Here is a 25977-nt window from a genome sequence, read left to right as displayed (position 1 = left end):
GGATTGCGCTTGAAAAGCAAAGAGCCGGGCAATGCCCGGCTCTTTGCTTTTGCTTTTGCTTTTCATTGCCTCCGCGCCGGCGCAGGAAATTGTCCAGCGAGGTGGGACGGGTTGAGGCAGGACCGTGAGGCGCATGGATGCGCCGATCGAGCCTACATGGACGTACTTGCGGCGTGTCCTGCCTCAGCCCGTCCCACCGCGCCCCGGTGCGGTACTGATGCGCCGCAGCGCCCGCTTCTGACTTAGAACTCCGCCGCCACCGTCATGAACAACTGCCGCGGTGCGCTCGCATGGATCGCATAGCGCGTGCCCTTCGGATCGGTCGGTGCGAACGAGCTCAGCTGGCCGGCGTAGCGCTTGTTGGTCAGGTTGGTCGCGTTCAACGACACCCGCACGTTGCGCAGGCCCAGGCCCGGGCCGAAGTCGTAGCCCGCACCGGCGTCGAAGGTGGTCACGCCCGGCACCGACTGGTCGTTGGTGTAGGTGTAGTAGCGCTTGCCGGTGTACTTCGCACGCAGGCTGGCGAAGAAGCCGTCGCGGTTCCAGCTGATTTCGCTGGAGGCCATGCGCTGCGGCGTATCCACCGTGATCTTGCCGGCCACCGGAACGATCGCGCCGCCCGAGGTGTAGTCATCCTCGTAGGTGGTCTTGTTCCAGGACAGCGCGTTGTACCACTGCAGGCCGTCGATCGGCTTGAAGATGAAGGTCAGTTCCGCACCGTAGCTCTTCACCGAACCGACGTTGATGAAGCGCGTCACGCACTCCGGGCGCGTGCCGACTTCGATGCTCGAGCACGGGTTCAGCGACAGCAGGCGGTTGTCGAACTTCACGTTGTAGGCCGCGATCGAGGCCTGGTACTTCTCGCCGAAGGTACGGAAGCCGGCTTCCAGGCTCTTGGACTTCTCCGGTTCCAGCCCGGCGCTGGCCGCGAACGATTCCGGCGACACCTGCAGCGGGCCGCCGCTGCCACCGCCGACGAAGGCGGCGATGTTCTCGGCGTAGGAGGCGAACAACTCGTTGTTGGCGTTGAGCTTGAAGCCCACGCCCACCTGCGGCAGCACCGATTCCTTGGCGGTCAGCGTGCCCGAGGCGATGCTGGTTTCCACGCCCGGCTTGGCAGTGGCGCGCATGCGGGTGTTGGGGCTCTTGATGCCAACGTCCACGGTCAGGCGCTGATCCAGGAAGCGCATGCGGTCCTGCACGTAGAACTGGCGCGTGCGGATGTCGAAGTCCTGGTTGAACAGCAGGCGGTCCGGGTTCTTCAGGTACAGGTCGTCCAGGAACGGGCCGCTGATGTAGTAGAAGTTGCGCGAGACGTTGTGGTCGTTCTGCTCGTACCACAGGCCGGCTTCCAGTTCGTGGATGCCCACCGTCCACGACAGCGCGGCGGTCAGGCCATCGCGGTTGATCGTGTAGTTGGTGCTGCGGATCGAGATCGGCAGCATCTTGTCGGTGCCCGGGTAGGACGGCTGGCCCGGTGCCCACCAGTGGCCCTGGCCACGGTTGTCGTGATGGTAGGCCAGCAGCTTCAGGCGGCCCTGCTCGCCCAGGCGCAGGTCGGCATCCACCGAGTACAGGTTGTCGTCACGCAGCGCGCGGCTCTGGTAGTACGCATCATCGATGCTGTTGACGCCGCCGCTGAATGCGCAGCGCGCCTTGTTGTAGGTGCCCGGCGCGCAGTACGCGGCGGCGACGGCGCGATCCCAGTCCGGTGCATAGATGTTCCAGTCATAGCCCAGGCCGCGGGCCAGCATGTCCTTGGACAGGTAGGCGTAGTTGGCCTGGCTGGCGCGCGAGGTGGCCACGAACGCACCGAAGCGGTGGTCGCCGACATTCCACACCGCCTTGGCATTGAACTGGCGGGTGGTCTGGTTCTGGTACGGCGCGGCCCACATGTCCTGGTCCTGGTGCACGCCGGACACATAGGCCGAGAAGCCGTTGATGTCGCCGGTATCCACGCGCAGGTAGCCACGGCGCTGGTTGTTGTCGCCGACGGTGACGCTGGCGCGACCACCGAATTCGGTGGACGGGTCCATCGAGAAGTACTGGATGGTGCCGCCGAGGTTGCTGGTCGAGGCCACGCCCAGCGAACCGATGCCCTGCGACAGCTCGGCACCGGCCAGGTTCTCGGCGATGATCGCGCGGGCGATGCTCAGGCCGTTGTAGTTGCCGTAGCTGTTGTCGCCCAGCGGGATGCCGTCCAGCGTGTAGCCGAGGCGGCTCTTGTCGAAGCCACGCAGGCTGATGGTCTGCGATTCCTCGTTGGCGCCGAAGGCATCGTTGGACTGCACCGACACGCCCGGCAGGCGATCGAGGATCTTCTGGCCGCTGGTGCCCGGCGGCAGCACCTGCTTGTCGACGGCGGTGATGCGCTGCACCTGGCGGGTCTCGCCCTGGCCGATCACGGAGACGGTATCCAGCGTCTGCGCGCTCAGCGCGGCCTCGGTGCTGGCGCCGGTATCGGCGGCGGTGGCGGCATGGGCGCTGGCGGCGGCGGAGAGCGCGATCGCCACGGCGATCGTCAGGTGTCGGGTCTGCATGGTGGTCCGTTGCATTGGGGGTGGTCACCGGCACGCGTGCCCGGTGCATGGCAACTATGCGAACGGAACATGAAACCTTCTTTACGAAAAACCAACGGACGGTGCAGGGCACCCGTGCATGTGCCGCCGCCGAATGAAAAAGGGGCCGGATCCCCCTCGGGAACGAAGGTTCACCGGCCCCGCGCACTCCGTGGGGGAGGCGCTCCACGCGTCGCGTGGAGGAGGGCTCAACCCATGTACAGGCCACCGTTGACCGGATAGTCGGCACCGGTCACATACGAGGCCTCATCCGACGCCAGCCAGGCGCACAGGCCGGCCACTTCCTCGGGACGGCCCAAGCGACGCACCGGCACCGAAGCGGCCAGCCGATCCAGTACATCCGGCGGGAAGCTGCTGATCGCCTGGCTGGCGATGTAGCCCGGCGACAGCGTGTTGACGGTCACCCCGCGCGAGGCCACTTCCGCGGCCAGCGCACGGCTGAATCCATGCATCGCGGCCTTGGCGGTGGCGTAGTTCACCTGGCCGATCTGGCCCTTGTGGGCGCTGACCGAGCCGATGTTGATGATGCGGCCCCAGCCACGCGTGGCCATCCCATCGACCACCTGCTTGGTCAGGTTGAACAGCGCATTGAGGTTGGAGGCGATCACCGCGTTCCAGTCCTCCACCGTCATCTGCCGGAACAGCAGGTCGCGGCTGCCGCCGGAGTTGTTGACCAGCACGTCCACCTCGCCGACTTCAGCGCGGACCTTGGCGAACGCGGCGCTGGTCGAGGCCCAGTCGGTCGCGTTGCCTTCGGAGGCGATGAAGTCGAAGCCCTGTTCGCGCTGCTCGCGCAGCCAGTTGGCCTTGCGCGGCGAATTCGGCGCGCAACCGGCGACCACGGTGTGGCCGCTGCGGGCCAGGCTCTGGCAGATGGCAGTACCGACACTGCCCATGCCGCTGGTGACGTAAGCGATTCGAAGCGTCATTGCAGAAGGCTCCTAGGTAAGGGTCAGGCGGCGAGCGGGTACAGGCCGAACAGCAGGCTGCCTACCATCAGCAGCATCGAGATGGCGATGGCCCACTTCAGGGTGAACTTCTGGTGGTCGGCGAATTCGACCTTGGCCAGGCCCACCAGCAGGTAGGTGGACGGCACCAGCGGGCTGAGCAGGTGCACTGGCTGGCCTGCCAGCGAGGCGCGCGCCATTTCCACCGGGGTGATGCCGTAGTTGCCGGCGGCCTCGGACAGGATCGGCAGCACGCCGAAGTAGAACGCGTCGTTGGACATGAAGAAGGTGAACGGCATCGATGCCACTGCGGTGATCACCGCCAGGTACGGGCCCCACGATTCCGGGATCACCGCCAGGAAGCTGTGCGACATGGCTTCGACCATGCCGGTGTTGTTGAGGATGCCGGTGAAGATGCCTGCAGCGAAGATCAGCGACACCACCGACAGCACGTTGCCGGCGTGGTTGACCACGCGGCGGCGCTGCTCGGCCAGGTTCGGATAGTTGATCACCAGGGCGATGGCGAAGCCGACCATGAACAGCACCGGCATCGGCAGCACGCCGATGATCAGCGCGGTCATCAGCGCTACGGTCAGGGCCAGGTTGACCCACAGCAGCTTCGGACGCTTGATGTCCTCGGCGTCTTCCACCGTCGGCAGCGGGTTGCTGTCGTCGGACACGCTGTTGTCCATCCAGCTGCCGCCCTTGGGCAGGGTCACCACGCCGAGGCGACGGCGTTCCTTCAGGCCCAGGTACCAGGCCAGCAGCAGCACGCCGGCACAGGCGATCACCATCGACGGGATCAGCGGCACGAACACATCGGCCGGGTCCACGTGCAGCGCGGTGGCCGCGCGTGCGGTCGGGCCGCCCCACGGGGTCAGGTTCATCACGCCGCCGGCGAGGATGGTCACGCAGGTCATGTTCAGTGCGTTCATGCCCAGCCGCTGGTACAGCGGCAGCATGGCCGAGACGGTGATCATGTAGGTGGTCGAGCCGTCGCCGTCCAGCGAGATCAGCATCGCCAGCACGGCGGTGCCGAGCACGATCTTCATCGGATCGCCCTTGACGAAGCGCAGGATCACCCGCACCAGCGGATCGAACAGGCCCGCATCGATCATCACCCCGAAGTAGAGGATGGCGAACATCAGCATCACGCCGGTGGGCGCGATCTTCTTGATGCCCTCCAGCATCATCTCGTCGATGTTGGCGCCGAAGCCGCCGATCAGCGCGAACAGGATGGGGATGGTGATCAGGGCGACGAGCGGCGACAGGCGTTTGCTCATGATCAAGTACATGAACGTAATGACCATGCCAAAGCCGAGGATGCTCAGCATCATCTGCGGACTCCTTGCGAATACAGGACGTGGGGGAGTGGAAGGGGCCCGGGCGGCATGCCCGGAACATCAGGTCTAGAAGTCGTACTGCAGGCGCCCGGTGACCGCGCGCGTGCGGTCCACCGTGACCCCGGCCAGGCGGTCGCGGTTACGGCTTTCGATCACGTTGAGCATGAAGCGCAGGTTGTCGCGCAGGTACCAGTTGCCGCCCAGCGTCCACGCTTCGGTGCTGCCGCGGCGCAGGTCGGGTGCACCGTCGAGGTGCTGTGCACCCCACATCTGGTCGTAGCGCAGCGCCACTTCGAAGGCACCGGCCTTGTGGCGGATGTCCTTGATCCGCGCGAAGCGGCCGGTCTTGCGGTCGTAGGCGCGGCTTTCGCCGGTGACGAACCAGCTGAGCATGCCGTAGGCCGCCATCACGTCGCCACGCTGGGCGCCGTCATCGAAGGTGGCGCCACTGAATTCGCCCTGCCACGACAGCGGGCCGCGCACCTGCGCGTATTCCAGCGACCACTTGTTGACGTCGGTATCGCGGCCGGCGGAGAAGTCGACCAGGGTCAGGCGGCTCTCGTCGGACAGGTGGCCGGCCGGGCGTGGGCGGATCTTCAGGCCCGGAACGCCATTCGCGCCCGGGTTGTCATAGGCCTCGCGGGCCAGCGACAGGCCCAGGTGCAGCACGTCGCCGTCGCTGGGCGAGGGTGCCCAGGTGACGCGGCCACCGGCGGCGCGGCCCTTCACCTGCCAGGCGTCGATGCTTTCCAGGCTGTAGATGCTGGCCGCCCAGGTGAAGTCCCCCGGGTTGGCCTGCCACGACGCACCCAGGCGGTACAGCGGCGCCAGCGTGGTGCCGGCGTTGCCGCGCTCCAGGAAGCTGCCGTAGTTGGAGCTGGTGCGGTCATCCAGCGAGAAGTACTGCTTGAACTGGCCGACGGTCAGCTTGCCGGCCTTGCCGAAGCTGCGTGCCAGGTACACGTCCTTGGCCTCGACGCGGTCGCCGGAGAAGTCGGCTTCCAGCTTGTAGTCGACCACGAAGAACTTGCCGGACACATCGACCCAGGCACGGCGGATCTCGGTGTCGTCCTTGTTCGGCGTGCCGCGGTTGTCGTTGTCGAAGGTGGCGAAGTCCAGGTGCAGGCGGCCACCGAGGGTGGCGGTGACCGGACGGTCGTCTTCGGCGGCGAAGGCCGGCGCCGACAGGGCAGCCAGAGCCATCATGGCGGCAGGACGCCGCCAGGCAAACGTGAATTCCACAAACCCTCCCAGGTGCGCGCCAGGCGCGCGGCAATCGTGGGCACCGGACGGTGCGCGGCCGCAGTCTGGGTCGGGCAAGCTGTCATCGTCCTGTCAACGATTTGTGCGGTGCAGCGTAAAACCGGCCGCTGCGCTCACGGGGCCACGCCCGGCAAGGTCAGCGGCGGCATGCGGTAGCATTCGTTTCCCCTCCCACCCGTGTGCCCATGCGCCTGCTGCTGGTCGAAGACAACCCGGATCTGGCCGATGCGATCATCCGCCGCATGCGCCGCAGCGGGCACGCCGTGGACTGGCAGGCCGATGGCCTGGCCGCCGCCAGCGTGCTGCGCTACCAGAGCTTCGACCTGGTGGTACTGGATATCGGCCTGCCCAAGCTCGATGGCCTGCGCGTGCTGGCCGGCATGCGCGAGCGCGGCGACAGCACGCCGGTGCTGATGCTGACCGCGCGCGATGGCATCGAAGATCGCGTGCAGGCGCTGGACGTCGGCGCCGACGACTACCTGGGCAAGCCGTTCGATTTCCGCGAGTTCGAAGCGCGCTGCCGCGTGCTGCTGCGGCGTGCGCGCGGCCAGGCCAGCGAAGTGGTGCAGATCGGCGGCTTCCAGTTCGACAATGCTGCGCACCGGGTCAGCCTCGACGGGGAGCCGATCGAACTGCCCAACCGCGAATACCGCCTGCTGGAGATCCTGGTCGGCCGCCTTGGCCAGGTGGTCGGCAAGGACGAGATCGGCAACGGCCTGTTCGGCTTCGATGACGAAGCGGGCCCGAATGCCATCGAGTTGTACGTTGGCCGCCTGAGAAAGAAGCTGGCCGGCGCACCGCTGCGTATCACTACGGTGCGTGGCGTGGGCTATCTGCTGGAAGCCAGCGACGCCAGTGCCGACGCCGATGGCTGACATGCGCGCTGCAACGGCCGCGCCGGGCTCGCTGCGGCGCACGCTGCTGCTCTACCTCGGCGTGCTGCTGGCGGTGTTCGCAGTGGCCCTGCTGTTCGCCGCGCGCGATTACGGCCAGCGCGCCGCCAACCGATCCTACGATCACCTGCTGGTGTCCTCGGCGCTGTCCATTGCCGATTCGGTGGCCCTGGTCGATGGCCAGTGGCAGGTCGATCTGCCGTATGCGGCGCTGGACCTGCTGGCGATGGCGCCGGAAGACCGTGTGTTCTATCGGGTGGCCGACAACCGCGGCAACCTGATCACCGGCTACGGCGATCTGCCGGCACCGCCGCGCCGGCCTGGTACGCAACCGCAGCTGTTTGATGCGGCGTACAGCGGTGAGACCGTGCGCTTCGTGGTGGTCGGCCGCAGTTTCGCCGCCGCGTCGGCGCAGGGCGAGGTACAGGTCCAGGTGGGCCAGACCCGGCGTGCACGGGAAGCCGTCGCGCAGGACATGGTCAATCGCGCGTTGTTGGCGATCGGTGTGTTGTCCGGCCTGCTGCTGGCGCTGGTGGCCTTCGGCGTGCATCGCGCATTCCGGCCGCTGGTGCGGGTGGAGCGCGAGCTGTCGCGACGGGAACCGTCCGACCTGAAGCCGCTGGATGCCCGCGTGCCGCGTGAGATGGATCAGATGGTGGCCGCGTTGAACCGCTTCATGGAACGCCTGTCCAGCAGCAACGAGACACTGCGCGCGTTCATGGCCGAGGCCGCACACCAGATGCGTACGCCACTGGCGGCATTGCGTGCACAGGCGCAGTTGGCGCTGGACGACGACGATCCTGAGGACATGCGGCGCAGCCTGCAGGCGATCGAGCGCAACGCCACCCACATGAGCCGGCTGCTCAACCAGCTGCTCAGCGATGCCAGCGTGATCCATCGTTCGCACCTGCAGCGCTTTGCTGCCGTGGATCTGGCCGAGACCGTGCACCAGGCCCTGCATGAAGCGCTGCCGCAGGCCGGCCCTGCGCCGCGTGTGCAACTGGCGATGACCGCCGAACCTGTGCAGGTGCATGGTGACGCGCTGCTGCTGCGCGAGGCGATCAAGAACCTGGTCGACAACGCATTGAAGTACGGCGGCGAGGGACCGTTGCAGATCGCGCTGACCGTGGAGGGTGGGCAGGCCGTGCTGACCATCGCTGATCACGGTGCAGGCATCGCACCGGCCGATGCCGAGCGCGTGTTCGAACGCTTCGCCCGTGGCGAAGGCGCGCCGTCCGGTGGTGCCGGGCTCGGCCTGGCCATCGTCAAGCGCGTGGTCGACAGCCATGGCGGCCGCATCGACCTCAGCAACCGCCCGCAGGGCGGGCTGATCGCCACCATCCGCCTGCCACGGAGCAGTTCATGATCCGCCTGTTCGCCACGGCCGTTGCCCTGCTGCTGGCCCTGCCGGTGCTGGCCGCACCGGGCGATGTGCGCCGCTTTCCTGCGCAGGGAGCCGCCACCGCGCAGCTGCGCATCCACGGCACCACCGACATCGAAGTGTTCGCGGTGGTCATCGCCGACTACCAGCGCCTGCACCCGGGCACTGAGGTGGTGTACGAGGACATCATCACCCAGGACCTGTACGCGCGGTACCTGCACGACCGCGTCGGGCCGGCATCGCCGGACCTGCTGATCTCCAGTGGCATGGACCTGCAGACCAAGCTGGTCAACGATGGCCACGCGCTGCCGCACCGTTCGGCGCAGACCGCTGCGCTGCCGGCCTGGGCACAGTGGCGCAACGAGGCGTTCGGCATCAGCTATGAGCCGGTGGTGATGGTCTACAACACCCGCGCGATGCCTTCGGCAAAGGTGCCGCACACGCGCCGCCAGCTGCTGGACCGGCTGCGTGCCGAGGGCGCGCCGCTGCGCGGGAAGGTCGGCACCTATGACATCGAGCGCAGCAGTGTCGGCTACCTGCTGGCGACCCAGGATGCGCAGCGTGGCAGCATCGCCGGCGCGTTGCTGGGTGCGCTCGGCGACAACGACGTGGTCCGCGAGGAGCGCACCGGCGTACTGCTGGACAAGGTGGCCAGCGGCCAGCTGTCGCTGGTCTACAACGTGCTCGGCTCCTATGCGCAGGCACGCGTCGATGCCGGCGCGCCGCTGGCCATCGTCGAGCCCGAGGACTACACGTTGGTAGTGCTGCGCACCGCCGTGATTCCGCGTACCGGCCCGCATCCGGAGGAGGCCCGGCGCTTCCTCGATTACCTGCTGTCACCGCGTGGCCAGCAGGTGCTGTCGCGCGAGGCACGGCTGATGCCGATCGTGACCGGCAACGCACGTGGCGACGATGCGCCCGGCCGCAGCCGTCGTCCGATCCAGCTCGGCCCGGGCCTGCTGGTGTACCTGGACGCGCTCAAGCGCCGCCAGTTCCTTGATGCCTGGCGCAGCAGCGTGGAGCCGGCAGGGCGCTGACGCGGCGGCCTGCCCGTACAATGGCGGCATGAGCGAATACACCATCCTGATCGCCGACGACCACCCGCTGCTGCGTTCGGCGGTGGTGCAGTCATTGCGGCAGAGCCTGCCGCTGGCGCAGGTGCGCGAGGTCGCCAGCGCCGATGCCCTGGCCGAAGCCCTCGACGCGCACCCGGATGTGGACCTGGTGCTGCTCGACCTGACCATGCCCGGTGCACACGGTTTTTCCGCGCTGCTGCACGTGCGTGGCTCGCATCCGGACATCCCGGTGGTGATCCTCTCGTCCAACGACCACCCGCGGGTGATCCGCCGCGCGCAGCAGTTCGGTGCCGCCGGCTTCATCCCGAAGTCGGCCCCGGCCGAGACCATCGGCGAGGCCGTGCAGGCGGTGCTGGATGGTGGCCTGTGGTTCCCGGCGATGGCCGCCGAACGCTCGGAGGCCGACGCACTGCTGGCCAGCCGCCTGGCGCAGCTGACCCCGCAGCAGTTCCGCGTGCTGCTGTGCCTGGCCGATGGCCTGCTCAACAAGCAGATTGCTTATGAATTGGGCCTGGCCGAGAACACGGTGAAGGTGCATGTGACCGCCATTCTGAAGAAGCTCGAATGCCATAGCCGCACGCAGGCGGCGGTGCTGGTGAAGGCGCTGGAACCGGAAGGCGACGCAAAGGCAGGGATGGACGGCTGACCTGGGCAGGGCGTTAAGGTAGAGATTCTTCGTTTGTTGCTGTGGTCAGAGAAGGACTTCTTCAACGAAGATCGAAAGCTGATGGTCCGCCGGCGCATCAGCGCAGCGCATATGTACTGCATAGCGAACCGGTAGTTGGTTTAGCGGTGCCCTGAGTGTGTCGACATACTGGACTTGACCTTCTCTTGAAAGAGCTTTCAGTTCGGGCCTGGACAACTCGCGGGTGGACCGCCTTACGCCATCTGACGAGTAGGAAGAGACGAGCACCGGGCCCGGGAATGAAGAGCAGCGAGTGGTGTAGGTAATGTGGACTCGCATTGTGCGGAAGTAGATGAGACTCCGCTCCCATTCATTCTCATCAATGATCTCTGGCGAGCTTACTGGTTCGTGGGCAGAAAGGGATTGCTTGTGAACTGCCCGGAGTCGAAAGCTGATTCCAGCGTATCGCTCATATTGATGCACTGTACGCTGTGAGCCCGGACCAAAGATTCCAAAGTCTTCTATGTCAGATCCGACGGGGAGGCCGATCAAGGCGAGTGTCTTTCGTAGCGCCGCGTCGGAGCGATCTTCGGGTGTCAGGGAGGTGGCGGAACTGGCCGCTGGCAGTGCTGACTGGTCGTCCCAGACCTTTCGGGCATGGTTGTCGTACTGATGCCATAGCAGGGGCAGATATGGGTGGTAGAACTCATATCCCTTTGTGAACGCCCGTATGGATGTTGCGATCTCTTCCGTGCAGAAGAAATGATCGGGATCGCTCATTACTTCCTGTATGAAGCTCCCATCAGAGAAGATGAATCCGCCGGCTACGAATTTCGCCTTAAATGCGATCTCACCATGAGCTGGAGAGGGGAGCCGGACAGATCGAAATCTGACCACGCCGGTGGATGAGAATGAGTCGAAGATGATGGCAGCTGTGTACTCCTGCCTTCCCAAAGGATAGGTGTCGGGATCGAAGCTGGGGGGATATCCCGTTAGAAGTGGCTTTGGTGAGCTTGCCTTCAGAAGTTCGAGCAGGGTCTTCATCTTGACGTCCCATTCACCTGAAAATCGGTGGTGCGAGTCGATTTGAAGGTTGTAGTGCTCACCTCGGTAGCGCCGCTGGGCTAGGTTTCTGGCCCAGCCGCATCCCTTAGAGTTGACGTAGTCCATGTCGATCAACTCGATGTTTGCACCATGCAATTGTAAGAAGTGGACTGTCGCGCCTTCTTCGCTTGCTGTATGGATAAATTCAAATCCATTCGCGTTGAAGGTCTGGATATCCTGCTCGGCTCCATGTTGCCAGCAGACAACAATTCGCAACAGGAATGGCGAGGTAGCGTTTCCTATCATGTCCTTCAGTGTTGGTAATAACTGAGGGTCTCGATAGCTTGGTACCTGTACAAAGATGGTTCTTTCCAGATTCATCAGTGATGCGTACCTTTTGTGGCCTGATGCAATGGGGGGCTTCAGGCTGCTCCAAGGATTAGTTGCCGCTGATCGAATTAATCGCTGGATCTGTGGCGAATATGAATCTGTTCTCGTACCCTGCGCCGAGATTTTCAGATGCTTCGGCATAGCTGTAGGTGGGGGAGGACGTGTCTGATGCAAGTCTTTGACCCCAGGCTTCATGGTCTGCATTGCTCCTGGCTCGAGCGATGCCGATGCAGATGCTAAGGCCGCATGATAGACGCTCAAGTAAAGCCTCCTCACCCATTGCGCGGGCTATTGAAGATCGATAGTGCTTGGCTAGATCCTGTGCTTCGGCGCTGGAAGCAGCGTCCACGGTCAAGCGGTCGATCGCGTCTGAAGTGCTTCTGCCGGAGCGTAGGAGCTGTTCGGACACCTGGCTTGAGATTCCGCCCTCGAATATGAATGCGGATTCTGACTGAAGATGCTCGAGTGATGATGCTGCGCGACGTAAGGTTGCTGCCGAGATGTCAGTTTCTGGTCGCGTAACCGGCGGCTGTGTGCTGGGATTGCTCGATATCACTTGATTGATTTGTGCGTCTTCCTCGGTTCTATCAAGGATGGTGTTGGTATTTGGCGCTCTGTATTCGGTACATCCTGCGCAGGACATGCATAGCAGTACTGCGGTGATCAGGCGTGAGGGTTGCATGATGGAACTGGGTAAATGATTGGAGCTCACGGTGGATCCTCGGTCTCGGGCGGTCGCTGTCAATCAATAGGGCAATCAAACGGACCATTGCAGTCCGGCGGTCGGGTTGTCTGGAACACTGTCTTCACGCGTCCGCCACAGCAGTCGGTGACCTTCCAAGCTCCGGTAGTGTCAACATTGACGACACAGCTGTTTGTGCAGCGGTACCTGACGCCATTGAAGGTCGTTTCACTTTCTGCATTTGCTTCGCCGGTTGCCAGTGTCAGGCCAGCTGCAAGAAAAACGCCTCCAAGAGAACGCTTGTCCATTCTTTCGCCTACGATGTGATCGGCCGATCGGCCGGGAACTAGATATTCCTCACTTCGGCAGCGTCGGTCTGTCAGGAGACCGCTTGTCTTTACTCAGAGCTTGTCCATTCCTTACGCATCTACGCCGCGCATCTCGCTCTTTTCACTCTGCGGATCTCACGTGAAGGGACGAGGGGATTCGCTATGGGATCAGCTGGGCGCAAACCCACCCGTGCACTGATGCGGCGGAGTCGTCCTACCCCCGATGCCGCAACAACATCTGCGTCATCAATGCCCGCAACGCGGGCGGTCGCACCGGCTTGAGCAGGAAGCCCCAGCCGTTCTCGGCGGCATGCGCCTTCAGTGCATCATCACGCTCGGCGGTCACCAGGATCACCGGCGGTCGCGCCTTCCACAGCGTGCACAGCGCTTCATACAGGTCCGGTCCGTGCCATTGCCCCATGCGCACGTCCAGCAGCAGCAACTGCGGTACGTTCAGCGCACTGGCGATTTCCAGTGCACCCTGCGGACCGTCGGCAAGTTCCACCTGGCAGCCCCAGCGTTCCAGCAGCGCGCGGGTCGCCGCACAGACGTGGGGATCATCGTCGATGCTCCACACTCGGCATTGTCGCAGTGGGCTGTCATCGGAGGGTTCGCTCGCGATGACAGGCGCTGCGGCAGGTGCGATCACGTCGTCGGCGCGTCCGAGTGCCACGCTCACAGCGAATACGCTGCCCTTGCCCAGTGTGGAGCGCAGGCTGATGCGGTGGCCGAGCAGGCGGCCGATGCGTTCGACGATGGCCAGGCCCAGGCCGGCGCCACGTTCCTGCTCCACACCATCGTTCAGGCGACGGAACTCTTCGAAGATCTCACCCTGCAGGCTTTCCGGAATGCCCGGGCCCTGGTCATGCACCTCAATGCGCAGCTGGTCGCCCGCACGCCGACAGCCGATCAGCACGCGTCCCTGTGGTGTGTAACGCAGCGCGTTGGACAGGAAATTCTGCAGGATACGGCGCAGCAGCGCTTCATCACTGACCACCACCGCGTGGGTGTCCACCCAATCAAGCTGCAGGCTGCGGCTCTGCGCGGCGATGCCGAACTCACGCGCCAGAGTCTCCAGTAGCGGCGAAATCGCGAAAGCGCGCACGCGTAGCTGCAATGATCCTGATTCCAACCGCGAGATATCCAGCAGGCTGTTGAGAATCGCATCCTGCGCGGCCAATGCAGCGTCGATGTGATCGCTGGTCTGCTGCTGCGCCGGGTCGCTCAGTTTGCCGCGCAGCACCGAGACAAACATGCGCGCCGCATTGAGCGGTTGCAGCAGGTCGTGCACCGCCGAGGCCACGAAGCGGGTCTTGTAGCGGTTGGCCTGTTCGGCTTCGCGGCGTGCTTCGTCCAGATCGTGGGTGCGTTCGGCAATACGGTGTTCCAGTGCATCGGCCAGCGAGCGCAGTTCACGCGCAGCGTTCTTGTAGCTGGTGATGTCGGCGTAGCTGGTGACAAAGCCGCCGTCAGGCAGCGGATTGCCGCGGATTTCCAGTACCGTGCCGTCGTCCTTCTCGCTCTCGCGCATGTGCGGGCGGCCGCTGCGCAGGTGGTTCAGGCGGCGCTCGATGGCCTCGTCCACCGGGCCGGGACCGAGCAGGCCACGGCGTGCGTTGAAGCGGAACAGGTCTTCGATCGGCCGGCCCACGCGTACCAGGTCCAGCGGGAAGCGGAACAGTTCCAGGTAGCGCGAATTCCACGCGACCAGGCGCAGTTCGCGGTCGATCACCACCACGCCCTGGGGCAGGTGTTCGAGGCTGCGGCTGAGGCCGCTGTCGGCATCGGTGGCGGCCTGCAGCAGGCCATCCTGCGCGGTGCGCAGTTCCTGTGCATGCTGCTTGAGCAGGGTTTCCAGCTCGCGGCGGCTGCGCAGGCGATGCTTGGCCAGGCGCCGGCGCTGCTGCACGAACAGCACCAGGAAGCCCAACGCCAGCCATGCGGCACCACCGGTGAGTGCCGCGGCGCGGCCGGCGCCGGTGGCGGCACTGGCGTCGTGCAGCAGGTGCAGGTTCCAGCCTTCGGCGGGCAGCGGCAGGCTTTGCCACAGCATTGGCTGCGGAAGCGCAGGGTCCAGCAGGCGCACCATGCGGCCGCCGTCGGCCAGCACGTCTTCGGTGCGTGCGCGCAGCGGCTGCAATGTGCGGTCGGCGTACTGGCGGGCGTCCAGCATCTCGCGGCGTTCATCGGTGCCCAGCGGGCGCAGCAGCCGGTAGCGCCAGCTGTCACGGTTGGCCAGGAACACCACGTCGTGGTCGTCGCTGGCCAGCACCACGTCCGGGCTGCTCAACCATTCCTGTTCCAGCGCCGACAGCTCGACCTTGATCACCACCACGCCCAGCCGCTTGCCGTCTTCCTCGATCGCCTGCGACAGGTAATAGCCCGGCACACCAGTGGTCATGCCGATGCCGTAGAAGCGGCCACGGCCCTGTGCCAGCGCCTGGCGATAGTAGGGGCGGTAGCTGTAGTTCTCGCCGACATTGGTGGTTGGCTGGTCCCAGTTGCTGGCCGCCACCGCCACGCCGTCGTGGCCGACCAGGGTCAGCGTCGAAGCACGGGTGACTTCATTGGCGCGTTGCAGCTTGAGGTTCAGCCGCTGCCGTTCGGTGGGCGAGGGCGGCACGCGCAGTGCGTGCAGAAGATCCGGGTCCAGCGCCAGCACCTGCGGCAAGGTGCCGAAGCGGTCGATGCGCTGCTGCAGGCCCTGGCCGTACAACTGCAGCTGGCGCTGCACCTGGCTGCTTTCCTCGCCGAGCGCGCGGCGCCAGGCGTAGTGGCCGGCGGCGACCGCGCACAGCACGGTGCCACCGACCATCACCAGGATCGTCAGCAACAGCATCCGGTGGCGGCTGAGCCAGTACATGGCGGCAGTCTACGCAGGGCCGGCGGGCGTGGCGTGCACGCCCGCCGGGGTCTGACGTGGAAGGGGTCAGAAGTGCATCTGCGCGCGCAGTTCGAAGATCTCCGGCGTGCTGTGCACACCACGACGGCTGGCGTCGACCTTCACGTAGTTGGCCTGGAACTTGAAGTGGCTGGTCAGATACCAGTTCGCACCCAGGGTGAGGTCATGCTGGCGGCCACCGAGGATGTCGCCGTCATCGAGATCCAGGCGGCTGTAGCGGGCCACCAGTTCGACCGCGCCGTAGTTGTGCGCAGGCTTGATGTTGGCCACCGCGCCGGCGTTGTACGGGCGCGATTCGCCGGTCAGCACCCAGCTGGCCATCGCGTACTGGCCACTGCCGGTGTAGTCGGGCTTGCCGTCATGACGGGTGACCGTGGCGCGCAGCGCTTCGGCCTGCAGCGAGAACGGGCCGCGGATCCAGATGCCTTCCAGGCCGGTGCGGCGGATCTGGTCGGCGGTGACCAGCGCACCGGAATCGACGTAGCGGATGTCGGTCAGGCCGGCTTCCGGGCGCGCGCGCAGGCGGGCGCTGGCCTCGTGATGCACGTCGCGGCCATCGCTGTAGCCACGCGGATTCTCCTGAGAGTAGGCCAGGCCCAGGTGGATCACATCACCCGGTGCCTTCACCGGCGTCCACACCGCACGCACGGCCTGGGTGGTGCCGGGGTTGTCGCCCTGCAGGTCCTTGCCGCCATAGGCGCCGGCCTGCAGCAGGTACTGCGGGCGCTCCAGCACCCACTCCACACCGGTGCGGCGGCCTTCGTAGAAGGCCTGCACCGGCAGCGAGGTTTCCAGGAAGCTGCCGGCACGCGAAGAGGTGTTCGCATCCAGGCCGACCGGGGTCTTCATGTAGCCGAAGCGGAAGCGGCCGACGTCACGGCCGAAGAAGGCCTTGCTCTCGAAGCGCACGAACACGTCCAGCCAGGTGTCGGCCTGGAAGTCGTAGTAGACCATCGCATCGTAGACGCCCTTCTTTTTCAGCGTCGCGCCGAATTCCTTGCGGCGCACGGCATCGTCGTCCTCGAGGCCACTGGCCGAGGAGAAGTCGTTGTAGTCGTAGGCGATGTTGGCGGTGGCCGCCAGCTCGGTGCCATCACCGAAGGTGTACTTGGTCGGCCAGTTGTCGAAATCGGCGGCCGAGGCGAAGGCGGGAAGGGCGGCCAGCGACAGGGCCAGCAAGGTGGGATTCGGGCGCATGTTGGGTGCGGCTCTCTCAGATTGCGTGTGGACAGGACATCAACGGCCGCGAGGGCCGGAACTTTCGCAAAGACTCGCCCAGCCGTTCAGCCCGGGCCACCAGCCTCCCCAGGATCGGGCGGTGCGGCGCCAGTGTAGGCACCTGTGCCACCTGAACCGGGGGGCTAGTACCAATAGGTTATCTGCGCCGGCGTGCCTGGCGCGTACAAAGGCGTCCATTGGTCGCACCCCCTGTGCGTGCTGCACAGGGCCTGCGAGCAGTTTCCACGGTAACGGTTCCCGTGCAGTCCCGGGGCCGTACGTGCCTGAAAACGCCCCTTCCGGAGTCCGCCATGCACATCCCGACCGCAGCACCGGTGCCTGCAAAGCCGTTGCCGATCTATCGCCAGCTGTACTTCCAGGTGATCGTGGCGATCGTCCTGGGCGCCATCCTCGGCCACTACGAGCCGCTGATCGGCGAGAAGATGAAGCCGCTCGGTGATGCCTTCATCAACCTGGTGAAGATGATCATCGCGCCGGTGATCTTCCTCACCATCGTCACCGGCATCGCCAGCATGACCCACCTGCGCACGGTGGGCCGGGTGTTCGCCAAGGCGATGGCGTACTTCCTGTTCTTCTCCACGCTGGCGTTGATCGTCGGCATGATCGTGGCGCACGTGGTGCAGCCCGGCGCCGGCATGAACATCAACCCGGCCGAGCTGGACCAGACCGCGGTGCACAGCTACGTCGAGAAGTCGCACGACCTGACCCTGGTCGGCTTCCTGATGGACATCATCCCGAAGACGCTGCTCAGCGCCTTCGTCGATGGCAACATCCTGCAGGTGCTGTTCGTGGCCGTGCTGTTCGGCATCGCGCTGGCGATGGTGGGCGAGAAGGGCAAGCCGGTGCTGAACTTCCTGGAGGCGCTGGTCGCCCCGGTGTTCAAGCTGGTGCACATCCTGATGAAGGCCGCCCCGATCGGTGCCTTCGGTGCGATCGCCTTCACCATCGGCAAGTACGGCGTCGGCTCGCTGATCAACCTGGCCTGGCTGGTGGGCTCGTTCTACCTCACCGCGTTCCTGTTCGTCGCGGTGATCCTGGGCCTGGTCTGCCGCCTGTGCGGTTTCTCGGTGTTCAAGCTGGCGCGCTACCTGAAGGCCGAGCTGCTGCTGGTGCTGGGCACGTCCTCGTCGGAGTCGGCGCTGCCGTCGCTGATGGAGAAGATGGAACGCGCCGGCTGCAGCAAGTCGGTGGTGGGCCTGGTGGTCCCGACCGGCTACTCGTTCAACCTGGACGGCACCAACATCTACATGACCCTGGCGGCACTGTTCATCGCCCAGGCCACCAACACCGAACTGACCCTGGGCCACCAGATCGCCCTGCTGCTGGTCGCCATGCTCAGCTCCAAGGGCGCGGCCGGCGTCACCGGTGCCGGCTTCATCACCCTGGCCGCCACCCTGGCTGTGGTGCCGGAAGTGCCGGTGGCCGGCATGGCGCTGATCCTGGGCGTGGACCGCTTCATGAGCGAGTGCCGCTCGCTGACCAACTTCATCGGCAATGCCGTGGCCACCGTGGTGGTCTCGCGCTGGGAAGGCGCGCTGGACCGCAACCGCCTGAAACTGGCGCTGGATGGCCGCGAAAGCGAACTGCCGCCGCCGGTCGATGCGCTGCCCGAGGCACTGCCGGCCAAGGGCTGATCCAGGTGTGTGGTACCGCGGGGCCGGTCACGACAGTGGTACGGCCCCGCGGCGTTTCAGGGCGTCCCATGGCTGTCATGGGCAGCGCCGAAGCTGGTGTCGCGGTACCGTCGCATACGGCACGGAATTGTGCGGTCGCAGCATGCCTGCGACAGGATAGCGACAGGTCCAGACGCTCCAACGGGGGTATCATCCCCTGTCCCTTCTGCCCATTCATGTAACCCACATCGATGTCCAACGAAGATTTCAAACAGGCCGCCCTCGATTACCACCGGATGTCCCCGCCGGGAAAGATCAAGGTTTCCGCTACCAAGCCCATGCTGACCCAGCGCGACCTGTCGCTGGCGTATTCGCCGGGCGTGGCGTACGCCTGTGAAGCGATCAAGGCCGACCCGCAGCAGGCCAGCGAGCTGACCGCCCGCGGCAACCTGGTGGCGGTGATCTCCAACGGCACCGCGGTGCTGGGCCTGGGCAACATCGGCGCGCTGGCCGGCAAGCCGGTGATGGAAGGCAAGGGCGTGCTGTTCCAGAAGTTCGCCGGCATCGATGTGTTCGACATCGAAGTCGATGAGACCGACCCGGACAAGCTGGTCGACATCATCGCCTCGCTGGAGCCGACCTTCGGCGGCATCAACCTGGAAGACATCAAGGCGCCGGAATGCTTCGTGGTCGAGCGCAAGCTGCGCGAGCGCATGAAGATCCCGGTGTTCCATGACGACCAGCACGGCACGGCGATCATCGTCGGCGCGGCGGTGCTCAACGCCATGGCGATCACCGGCAAGAAGATCGAGGAAGTGAAGCTGGCGACCACGGGCATGGGCGCGGCCGGCATTTCCTGCGTGAACATGCTGGTGCAGCTGGGCCTGAAGCCGGAGAACATCCTGGCCTTCGACCGCGAGGGCGTGATCCACACCGGTCGTACCGACCTGGACCCGGAAAAGCAGCGCTATGCGCGCGATACCGACAAGCGCACCCTGGCCGAGATCGTCGACGGCGCGGACATCTTCCTGGGCCTGTCGGCGCCGGGCATCCTGACTGCCGACATGGTCAAGACCATGGCGCCGGATCCGGTGATCTTCGCGCTGGCCAACCCGACCCCGGAAATCATGCCGGAACTGGCGCGCGCCGCGCGTCCGGACGCGATCATCGGCACCGGCCGTTCGGACTACCCGAACCAGGTCAACAACGTGCTGTGCTTCCCGTACCTGTTCCGTGGTGCGCTGGACGTGGGCGCCACCGCGATCAACGAGGAAATGAAGATCGCCTGCGTGCGTGCCATCGCTGCACTGGCCCGCCGCGCCGCCACCGACATGGGCTCGGCCTACGGCGGCGACACCCCGAGCTTCGGCCGTGAATACCTGATTCCGCGTCCGTTCGACCGGCGCCTGCTGGTGGAGCTGTCGGCCGCCGTGGCCCAGGCCGCGATGGACTCGGGCGTGGCCTCGCGCCCGATCGACGACATGGGCGCCTACCGCGACAAGCTGGCCCAGTTCGTCTACCGCACCAGCCTGATGATGAAGCCGGTCTACGACCGCGCGCGCAGCGACAAGCAGCGCGTGGTGTACGCCGAAGGCGAAGAGGAAGTGGTGCTGCAGGCGGTGCAGAACGTGGTCGATGACGGCCTGGCGCACCCGATCCTGATCGGTCGCCCGGAAGTGATCGAGTCGCGCATCGAGCGCCTCGGCCTGCGCCTGAAGATCGGCGAGAACGTTGAAGTCACCAACATCAACGACGACCCGCGCTTCAACGAGTACTGGCAGTACTACCACGGCCTGACCGGCCGTCGTGGCGTGACCGTGGCCGCGGCGAAGAACCTGATGCGTTCGCGCCCGACCCTGATCGCGGCGGTGATGGTCGCCCGTGGCGAAGCCGATGCGATGCTGACCGGCATCGTCGGCCGCTTCCACAAGAAGCTGGGCTACGTGCGCAGCGTGCTGCCGCTGGAGCCGAAGGTCACCTCGACCTCGGCGATGACCGGCGTGATCAACCAGCAGGGCGTGTTCTTCTTCGTCGATACCCACGTGCAGGAAGACCCGACCGCCGAGCAGCTGTGCGAAGCGACCCTGCAGGCGGCCTACCGCATGAAGCTGTTCGGCATCGAGCCGAAGGTCGCGTTGCTGTCGCACTCCAACTTCGGCAGCCATGATTCGAAGGACGCGCTGAAGATGCGCCAGGTGCGCGAGCTGCTGCTCAAGCGCAACCCGCGTCTGAACGTGGATGGCGAAATGCAGGGCGACACCGCGTGGGATGAAGCGCTGCGCCAGAAGCTGCTGCCGGGCTCGACCCTGCAGGGCCGCGCCAACCTGTTCGTGCTGCCGAACCTGGAAGCGGCCAACATCGCCTACAACCTGGTGCGCGTGTTCACCGACGGCGTGGCGATCGGCCCGATCCTGATGGGTGTGAACAAGCCGGTGCACATCCTGACCACCAGCGCGACCTCGCGCCGGATCCTGAACATGACCGCGATTGCGGCGGTCGATGCGCAGATCCGCAAGCAGCTGGAAGCGGAAAAGAAGGCGTAAGCCTTCTTTCCGATTCCAGCTGCAGAAGCGCGCCCTCCGGGGCGCGTTTCTGTTTCCGCGCAGCGGAAACGGGTAGTGCCGGCCGCTGTCCGGCAACCCCGATGACGTCCAGGCGCACGACGGCAGCCGGCCAGCGGCCGGCTCTACCACCGGGCTGTGCCACACGCGCTACGCAACCCGGTCATTTCCCTGCAACGCCGTTGCGGCCCAATACGCCCACGCGGCCCGGCCGTGGGAAGGGACCGGACCGGCCTTCCCACCCTGGGCCCGACCACCTCCCCATCGGCGAAAGTGTCATGCGCAATCGAGTGACCCGGCGGTATTTCCAGCAGCTGTTCGCGCTGTACGCAGGTTTCGTGCAGTCGCGCTGAGGCCGCGATGCGGTAGCGCCGGGCAATACCCGGCGAACGTGCAATGCGTGGGTGTCAGTGCCGCTTGCCGCGGCGTGCCGGGGCCGGCGGTGGTGCGTCGGAACGCGGCTTGGCGTACTGCGCCCACAGCGCCGGCAGTGCCTTGCCGGTGTGCTTCTGCCACAGCGCCGGTGCATAGCGGCCATCGCGCAGGGCCTTGTCCAGTGCCAGCACCAGGCCCGGGTGTTCGGTGTCGGCCCACTTCAGGAACGCGCCGGTGACACGGTAGCCGCTGTCGAAGTTCTGGCCCTTCTCGACCTTGCCCGGCAGTGCCCAGCCGGCCGCGGCATTGTCCATGCCGTAGCGGTCGCGTGCGTAGTCGGCGATGCCTTCCACCAGCCAACCCGGCACCCGCGCGTCGCCATAGCCCGGATAGCCCTGCACGATGTGCATGGCCTCATGGGTGACCAGGTCGATGTCGTTCGGGTGCTGCGCCAGCCAGCCCGGGTTGATGGTGATCGTCGCCGCCTGGTCCTTGTCACCGACGAAGGCGATGCCGGTGTAGGCCGGATCGATCACGATGCGCACCATCGACGGCGCGGCCGGGTGGAAGTCCGCACGTTCGCGCAGGTAGGCGAAGTAGAACGTATCGATCACCCGCTTGCGCTGCGGCGCGGCCAGGGCGCCACGGGCGTCCTGGTAGTTCAGCGTCACGCCGTCGCGGGTCAGCTGCGCATCAAAGGCCTGGGTCTGGCCGAAGCTGGAGAAGGAAAGGGCAACGAGGGCCAGAGGCAACAGACGGTAGCGCATGGGGCTCATTGTACGGCGCTGGGCGCCAACAGTTCGATCTCCGCCAGCGGCAGCCGGCCCGGTGCGGCCAGGCGCAGCCGGTACTCGCTGTAACGACCGGGTTTGGCGATGCGGAACGGACGGGTCTGGCGGGCGGATTCGAAGGCTTCGCCGCTGCGCTGGTCGAGCACGATCCAGCGGCCGCTGCCGTTGCGCGCTTCCAGCGCCCACTCACCGCCCTGGATGCGGCCGTCACCGCTGGTCAGCGTGTACATCGTCGGCGTGCCGTCGGCCAGACCGGTCAGCGCGATGGTTGCGCCGCCGCCCAGGCCGACGGTGGTGGCCGCATCGTCATCGAGCAGCGCCGGCAGGGCGCGGCCATCGGCCAGCGTTGCCTTCGCGCCGCTGCCAAGCAGGTCGTGCAGCAGCTGCGGACGCTGGCCACGCGCGGTCAGCGAGCGCGGCAGGTCATCCACGCCGCTGCCCCAGCGCGACGGCTGCGGCCCCATCACGAAGTCCAGCGTCGCACCCTTGGCAATCAGGGCGTGCGGCACCCAGGTCTTCGTCCAGGGCTGGCCGTTGATCTTCAGCGACTGCACGTAGACGTTCTCACGCGAGTTGTTGGCCGCGTTCACGGTCAGCACCGCGCCGCCCTGCAGTTCCACCCGTGCGTGCCGGAAGGCCGGCGAACCGATCACGTACTCCGGCGCGCCCATGCGCAGCGGATACAGGCCCAGCGAGGCCAGCACGTACCACGCCGAGGTCTCGCCGTTGTCCTCGTCGCCTGGATAACCCTGGCCGATCTCGCTGCCGACATACAGCCGCGACAGGATCTCGCGCACATGCTGCTGGGTCTTCCACGGCTGCCCGGCGTACAGGTACATCCACGGGATGTGATGCGCCGGCTGGTTGCTGTGCGCGTACATGCCCATGCGCACGTCGCGCGCTTCGGTCATCTCGTGGATGGTGCCGCCGTAGGAGCCGGCCAGTGCCGGGTCCGCGGTTTCCGGCGTGGCGAAGAAGGCATCCAGCTTCGCCGCCAGCTTGTCGCGGCCACCGTACAGCGCGGCCAGGCCTTCGCCATCGTGGGCGGCGGTGAAGGCGAAGGTCCAGCCATTGGATTCGGTGTAGTCATGGCCCCACACGCGCGGGTCATAGTCCTTGGCGTCCACGCGCCAATGGCCATCGGCAGTGCGGCCCTGGAAGAAGCCGGCCGCCGGATCGAACATCGTTGCGTAGCTGGCGGCGCGGTAGCGGAAGTAGTCGGCCTCGGTGCTGTAGCGCTCGCGTGCGGCCGGCGTGGTCGCGCGCTTGGCCAGCGCATCTGCCATGTTGGCGATGCCGAAATCGTTGAGCGCCCCTTCCATCGTCCACGACATGCCTTCGTGCACGTCCGCGCTGGCGTAGCCACGGAAGGTCGAACGGTCCATGCCCTTGCGGCCGACATGGCGGTCGGGCGGGACCACGGTCGCGTTCTTCAGTGCGGCGGCATAGGCCTCGGCCGGATCGAAGCCGCCGATGCCCTTCAGCCATGCATCGGCGAAGGCCACGTCCGAGCTGGTGCCGACCATCAGGTCGGCGTAGCCCGGCGACGACCAGCGCGCGATCCAGCCACCGGCGCGGTACTGCTCGATGAAGCCCTGCACCATCTGCCCGGCATCGTCGGGCGTGAACAGGGCATAGGCCGGCCAGGTGGTGCGGAAGGTGTCCCAGAAGCCGTTGTTGACGAACACCCTGCCATCGCGCACGCCGGTGAAGCTGCGGTTTGCGCTGCCTTCGGTGTTGTCATCGCTGGCGCTGGCCTGGTTGGCGTAGCGCCAGTCCGGTGCGGCCGCGCTGCCGGCATTCTCGTGGCCGGAATTGGGGTACAGGTACAGCCGGTACAGGCTGGAGTACAGCGTGGTCTTCTGGTCGTCGCTGGCATCGCCGATGTCGAAGCGGGCCAGGCGCGCGTCCCATGCATCCTGCGCGCGGCCGGCCACGCTCTCCAGCGTATCGGCGGCGGCGATCTCCAGTGCCATGTTGTGCCGCGCCTGCTCCACCGAGATCAGCGAGGTGGCGATGCGCATCGTCACCCGCCGGTCGCTGCCGGCGTCGAACTTGATGTAGCCGGTCGGGCGCCCGGTGTCGAGGCGGCCGCTGCTGCGCCAGGGCTTGTCGAAGCTGGCGACCACGTACATGCGGCTGGCGCCGTTGGACAGGCCGCTGCGCGTATCGGTGTAGCCGGACAGCGTCTGCGTGGTGGCGTCCAGGGTCAGGCCGCCGCGCGCATCGACATTGTCGAACAGCAGGTTGGCATCGCCGCCTTCGGGGAAGTCGAAGCGGAACAGTGCGGCATGGTCGGTCGGCGCGATGGCGGCGGCGATGCCAGTGTCGAAGCGCACGTCGTAGCGGTAGGGGCGCGCGCTTTCATGGCTGCGGTCGAACGACAGCGCGCGCTTGCGGCGGTCGGCCTCCGGCACGCCACGGCTGGCCGAGGGCATCACCTGGAAGGTCTGGCGGTCGCCCATCCACGGGCTGGGCTGGTGGCTCAGTGCAAGCGCCTGCAGTTGCGGGCGGTTCTGCGCATCGTTCTGCTCGTTCCAGCGGTACAGCCAGTTCAGTGCGCCGGCATCGGTCACCGGGGTCCAGAAGTTGAAGCCGTGCGGCATCGCCGTGGCCGGGAAATTGTTGCCGCGCGAGAAGGTGCCGTTGGCCTGGGTGCCGCGGGTGGTCAGCACCCAGTCGGAGACGCGCTGTGGCTGCTGCTTCGGCTGTGCGTCCAGGCGCACATCGTCGATCCAACCTGAGACCGGCGCGCCCTCGGCACTGGCCACCTCCAGCTCGATCGCCACCACGCGGCGACCCTTCAGCGCGGGTACGTCGCCCAGCCGCACCGCCTTGCGTGCCCACTGCTGCGGGTACAGCGTCTTCGACTCGCCCTGCGCGCGTGCGCCGATCGCCACGCCATGCTGGTCCCGCGCGGCACCGGCCGAAACGCGGCTGCCATCGTCCAGCAGCAGGTCCAGCGAGACATAGGTCGAAGCGACGGTGTCCTTGCCGACGATCTCCGGCAGCACCAGCCACGACAGGGTGGTATCGGCCTCGATGGGCAGGTCGGCCCTGAACAGTTCGCGCCGCGCGCTGCCGCCCTCGCTGCTGTAGTGCAGTGCATGCAGGCCGCTGTAGCCGGCGTTGCGCTTGGCGGTGTAGGGGGCGGCCGGTCCATTGCCGATCGTGACCTGAAGTGCACCCGCGGCCTGCGTCGGGGCAGGTTCGCCCGGTTCGAACGAGGTCTGCAGCCCCTGTGCCAGCACCGGCATCGCAGTGGTCGCACAGGCCAGGGCCAGGGCGAGTGGAAGCAGGGCGCGGCGCGGATCGGACAGGGTCATGCAAGGGTCTCCCGGAAGGGCTGGCGGCGGGCAGAACCCGCATCGGCGGACACCACGGACAGCATCGCTCCGCCCGCCAGGCTGGCAGTGGAAGAGGCGATGCCGGTCCGGTGGGGGCGGGCCATGCGATCGGGTCGGATTGGAGGGGTCGGGGTGCGACCTGGCCCGATCCTGCAACAGCCGCCGCGCGCTGACAAGTGCCATTTAGTTCGATCCAAATGCGGGAAATATCGCTGGAGGCGATTCCGGCGAGCGAACCTGCCGGAACCAGCACGGAATCCCCGGCGCCGCCGCCGCCCGGCGTGTGGCGGGGAGGTGCGCGGCATCGGCGGGCGCGCGCAACGTCCCGTTGCGGCGCAATGTCGGTGCGGCCCAGATGCTAGAATCACAGGCCTCGCAACCCGTTCTCCGACATCCGCCATGAGCCATACCGCCACCGCGCCCGCCAACGCCGAGAAGCGCTACACCGTGCACCGCAGCGATCTGCCGCTGAGCTGCCCGACCCCGGAAATGGCGCTGTGGAACTCGCATCCGCGCGTGTACCTGCCGATCGAAGACGAGCCCAACGGCGAAGCGCAGTGCCCGTACTGCGGTTCCGTGTTCGTGCTGGCCGACTAA

The 25977-nt window shown here is 66.1% G+C and carries 17 protein-coding genes; 7 read left to right on the top strand and 10 right to left on the bottom strand.

The annotated features are described in order from the left end of the window. Positions 1-242: 242 nt before the first annotated feature. From AB1281_RS16375 to AB1281_RS16360, 4 genes are all read right to left on the bottom strand, one after another. A complete protein-coding gene (locus AB1281_RS16375) occupies positions 243-2540 on the bottom strand; it encodes a TonB-dependent receptor (RefSeq protein WP_430346414.1) in 2298 nt (765 codons plus the stop codon). A gap of 227 nt (positions 2541-2767) precedes the next feature. After that, positions 2768-3508 (bottom strand): acetoacetyl-CoA reductase, encoded by a 741-nt coding sequence (gene phbB / locus AB1281_RS16370; RefSeq protein ID WP_005419193.1) that lies wholly within the window; start codon positions 3506-3508, stop codon positions 2768-2770. A 23-nt stretch (positions 3509-3531) separates the two neighbouring features. Further along, on the bottom strand, positions 3532-4860 hold the full coding sequence (locus tag AB1281_RS16365) for a CitMHS family transporter (RefSeq protein ID WP_032130486.1): 1329 nt from the start codon (positions 4858-4860) through the stop codon (positions 3532-3534). Between the two features lie 75 nt (positions 4861-4935). Next, positions 4936-6075, bottom strand: a complete 1140-nt coding sequence (locus AB1281_RS16360) for an OprO/OprP family phosphate-selective porin (RefSeq protein ID WP_097048922.1) — start codon at positions 6073-6075, stop codon at positions 4936-4938. A 242-nt stretch (positions 6076-6317) separates the two neighbouring features. Here AB1281_RS16360 and AB1281_RS16355 point away from each other — a divergent pair, with 242 nt between their 5' ends. The 4 genes from AB1281_RS16355 to AB1281_RS16340 are packed head-to-tail and all read left to right on the top strand — an operon-like array spanning position 6318 to position 10128. Beyond that, on the top strand, positions 6318-7007 hold the full coding sequence (locus AB1281_RS16355) for a response regulator transcription factor (protein ID WP_014038433.1): 690 nt from the start codon (positions 6318-6320) through the stop codon (positions 7005-7007). Then, positions 7000-8391, top strand: coding sequence for a sensor histidine kinase N-terminal domain-containing protein (locus tag AB1281_RS16350; RefSeq protein WP_430346413.1), 1392 nt, complete (start codon positions 7000-7002; stop codon positions 8389-8391). The genes AB1281_RS16355 and AB1281_RS16350 overlap by 8 nt, the downstream gene beginning before the upstream one ends. Next, positions 8388-9443, top strand: coding sequence for an ABC transporter substrate-binding protein (locus tag AB1281_RS16345; protein ID WP_014038431.1), 1056 nt, complete (start codon positions 8388-8390; stop codon positions 9441-9443). Before AB1281_RS16350 ends, AB1281_RS16345 begins: the two co-directional genes overlap by 4 nt. Before the next feature lie 28 nt (positions 9444-9471). Further along, complete coding sequence (locus AB1281_RS16340; RefSeq protein ID WP_430346412.1) at positions 9472-10128, top strand: response regulator; 657 nt, start codon at positions 9472-9474, stop codon at positions 10126-10128. Between the two features lie 45 nt (positions 10129-10173). On the opposite strand, the gene AB1281_RS16335 is transcribed toward AB1281_RS16340, so the two are convergent. From AB1281_RS16335 to AB1281_RS16320, 4 genes are all read right to left on the bottom strand, one after another. Continuing rightward, positions 10174-11532, bottom strand: a complete 1359-nt coding sequence (locus AB1281_RS16335) for a GlcNAc-transferase family protein (RefSeq protein ID WP_430346411.1) — start codon at positions 11530-11532, stop codon at positions 10174-10176. Between the two features lie 58 nt (positions 11533-11590). Next, a complete protein-coding gene (locus AB1281_RS16330; RefSeq protein ID WP_197587812.1) occupies positions 11591-12253 on the bottom strand; it encodes a hypothetical protein in 663 nt (220 codons plus the stop codon). 513 nt (positions 12254-12766) lie between these two features. Beyond that, positions 12767-15415, bottom strand: a complete 2649-nt coding sequence (locus AB1281_RS16325; protein ID WP_430346410.1) for a hybrid sensor histidine kinase/response regulator — start codon at positions 15413-15415, stop codon at positions 12767-12769. Between the two features lie 66 nt (positions 15416-15481). After that, positions 15482-16651, bottom strand: a complete 1170-nt coding sequence (locus AB1281_RS16320; RefSeq protein WP_075676289.1) for an OprO/OprP family phosphate-selective porin — start codon at positions 16649-16651, stop codon at positions 15482-15484. A 332-nt stretch (positions 16652-16983) separates the two neighbouring features. On the opposite strand from AB1281_RS16320, the gene AB1281_RS16315 reads away from it, so the two are divergent. Together AB1281_RS16315 and AB1281_RS16310 are read left to right on the top strand one after the other, a co-directional pair. Then, positions 16984-18327, top strand: coding sequence for a dicarboxylate/amino acid:cation symporter (locus tag AB1281_RS16315; RefSeq protein ID WP_014038427.1), 1344 nt, complete (start codon positions 16984-16986; stop codon positions 18325-18327). Positions 18328-18557: 230 nt separating this feature from the next. Beyond that, positions 18558-20849: an NADP-dependent malic enzyme gene (locus AB1281_RS16310; RefSeq protein ID WP_014038426.1), complete on the top strand. Its 2292-nt coding sequence runs from the start codon at positions 18558-18560 to the stop codon at positions 20847-20849. Between the two features lie 425 nt (positions 20850-21274). Here AB1281_RS16310 and AB1281_RS16305 read toward each other — a convergent pair whose 3' ends face one another. Both AB1281_RS16305 and AB1281_RS16300 read right to left on the bottom strand, forming a co-directional pair. Beyond that, positions 21275-22018 (bottom strand): basic secretory protein-like protein, encoded by a 744-nt coding sequence (locus tag AB1281_RS16305; protein WP_049442907.1) that lies wholly within the window; start codon positions 22016-22018, stop codon positions 21275-21277. Beyond that, complete coding sequence (locus AB1281_RS16300; protein WP_430346409.1) at positions 22015-25359, bottom strand: GH92 family glycosyl hydrolase; 3345 nt, start codon at positions 25357-25359, stop codon at positions 22015-22017. The genes AB1281_RS16305 and AB1281_RS16300 overlap by 4 nt, the downstream gene beginning before the upstream one ends. 420 nt (positions 25360-25779) lie before the next feature. On the opposite strand from AB1281_RS16300, the gene AB1281_RS16295 reads away from it, so the two are divergent. After that, positions 25780-25977 (top strand): zinc-finger domain-containing protein, encoded by a 198-nt coding sequence (locus AB1281_RS16295; protein WP_005410967.1) that lies wholly within the window; start codon positions 25780-25782, stop codon positions 25975-25977.

The sequence above is a fragment of the Stenotrophomonas sp. NRRL B-14846 genome (assembly GCF_050473585.1).
Classification (GTDB): Bacteria; Pseudomonadota; Gammaproteobacteria; order Xanthomonadales; family Xanthomonadaceae; genus Stenotrophomonas.
This window is presented reverse-complemented; position numbering and strand designations above follow the sequence as displayed.

What these genes read in the sequence shown, in the direction of transcription:
- AB1281_RS16375 (WP_430346414.1), bottom strand. Translation starts at nt 2,540, where the DNA reads ATGCAGACCCGACACCTGACGATCGCCGTGGCGATCGCGCTCTCCGCC.
- AB1281_RS16340 (WP_430346412.1), top strand. Translation starts at nt 9,472, where the DNA reads ATGAGCGAATACACCATCCTGATCGCCGACGACCACCCGCTGCTGCGT.
- AB1281_RS16325 (WP_430346410.1), bottom strand. Translation starts at nt 15,415, where the DNA reads ATGTACTGGCTCAGCCGCCACCGGATGCTGTTGCTGACGATCCTGGTG.
- phbB (WP_005419193.1), bottom strand. Translation starts at nt 3,508, where the DNA reads ATGACGCTTCGAATCGCTTACGTCACCAGCGGCATGGGCAGTGTCGGT.
- AB1281_RS16300 (WP_430346409.1), bottom strand. Translation starts at nt 25,359, where the DNA reads ATGACCCTGTCCGATCCGCGCCGCGCCCTGCTTCCACTCGCCCTGGCC.
- AB1281_RS16310 (WP_014038426.1), top strand. Translation starts at nt 18,558, where the DNA reads ATGTCCAACGAAGATTTCAAACAGGCCGCCCTCGATTACCACCGGATG.
- AB1281_RS16345 (WP_014038431.1), top strand. Translation starts at nt 8,388, where the DNA reads ATGATCCGCCTGTTCGCCACGGCCGTTGCCCTGCTGCTGGCCCTGCCG.
- AB1281_RS16295 (WP_005410967.1), top strand. Translation starts at nt 25,780, where the DNA reads ATGAGCCATACCGCCACCGCGCCCGCCAACGCCGAGAAGCGCTACACC.
- AB1281_RS16355 (WP_014038433.1), top strand. Translation starts at nt 6,318, where the DNA reads ATGCGCCTGCTGCTGGTCGAAGACAACCCGGATCTGGCCGATGCGATC.
- AB1281_RS16365 (WP_032130486.1), bottom strand. Translation starts at nt 4,860, where the DNA reads ATGCTGAGCATCCTCGGCTTTGGCATGGTCATTACGTTCATGTACTTG.
- AB1281_RS16320 (WP_075676289.1), bottom strand. Translation starts at nt 16,651, where the DNA reads ATGCGCCCGAATCCCACCTTGCTGGCCCTGTCGCTGGCCGCCCTTCCC.
- AB1281_RS16335 (WP_430346411.1), bottom strand. Translation starts at nt 11,532, where the DNA reads ATGAATCTGGAAAGAACCATCTTTGTACAGGTACCAAGCTATCGAGAC.
- AB1281_RS16360 (WP_097048922.1), bottom strand. Translation starts at nt 6,075, where the DNA reads ATGATGGCTCTGGCTGCCCTGTCGGCGCCGGCCTTCGCCGCCGAAGAC.
- AB1281_RS16350 (WP_430346413.1), top strand. Translation starts at nt 7,000, where the DNA reads ATGGCTGACATGCGCGCTGCAACGGCCGCGCCGGGCTCGCTGCGGCGC.
- AB1281_RS16315 (WP_014038427.1), top strand. Translation starts at nt 16,984, where the DNA reads ATGCACATCCCGACCGCAGCACCGGTGCCTGCAAAGCCGTTGCCGATC.
- AB1281_RS16305 (WP_049442907.1), bottom strand. Translation starts at nt 22,018, where the DNA reads ATGAGCCCCATGCGCTACCGTCTGTTGCCTCTGGCCCTCGTTGCCCTT.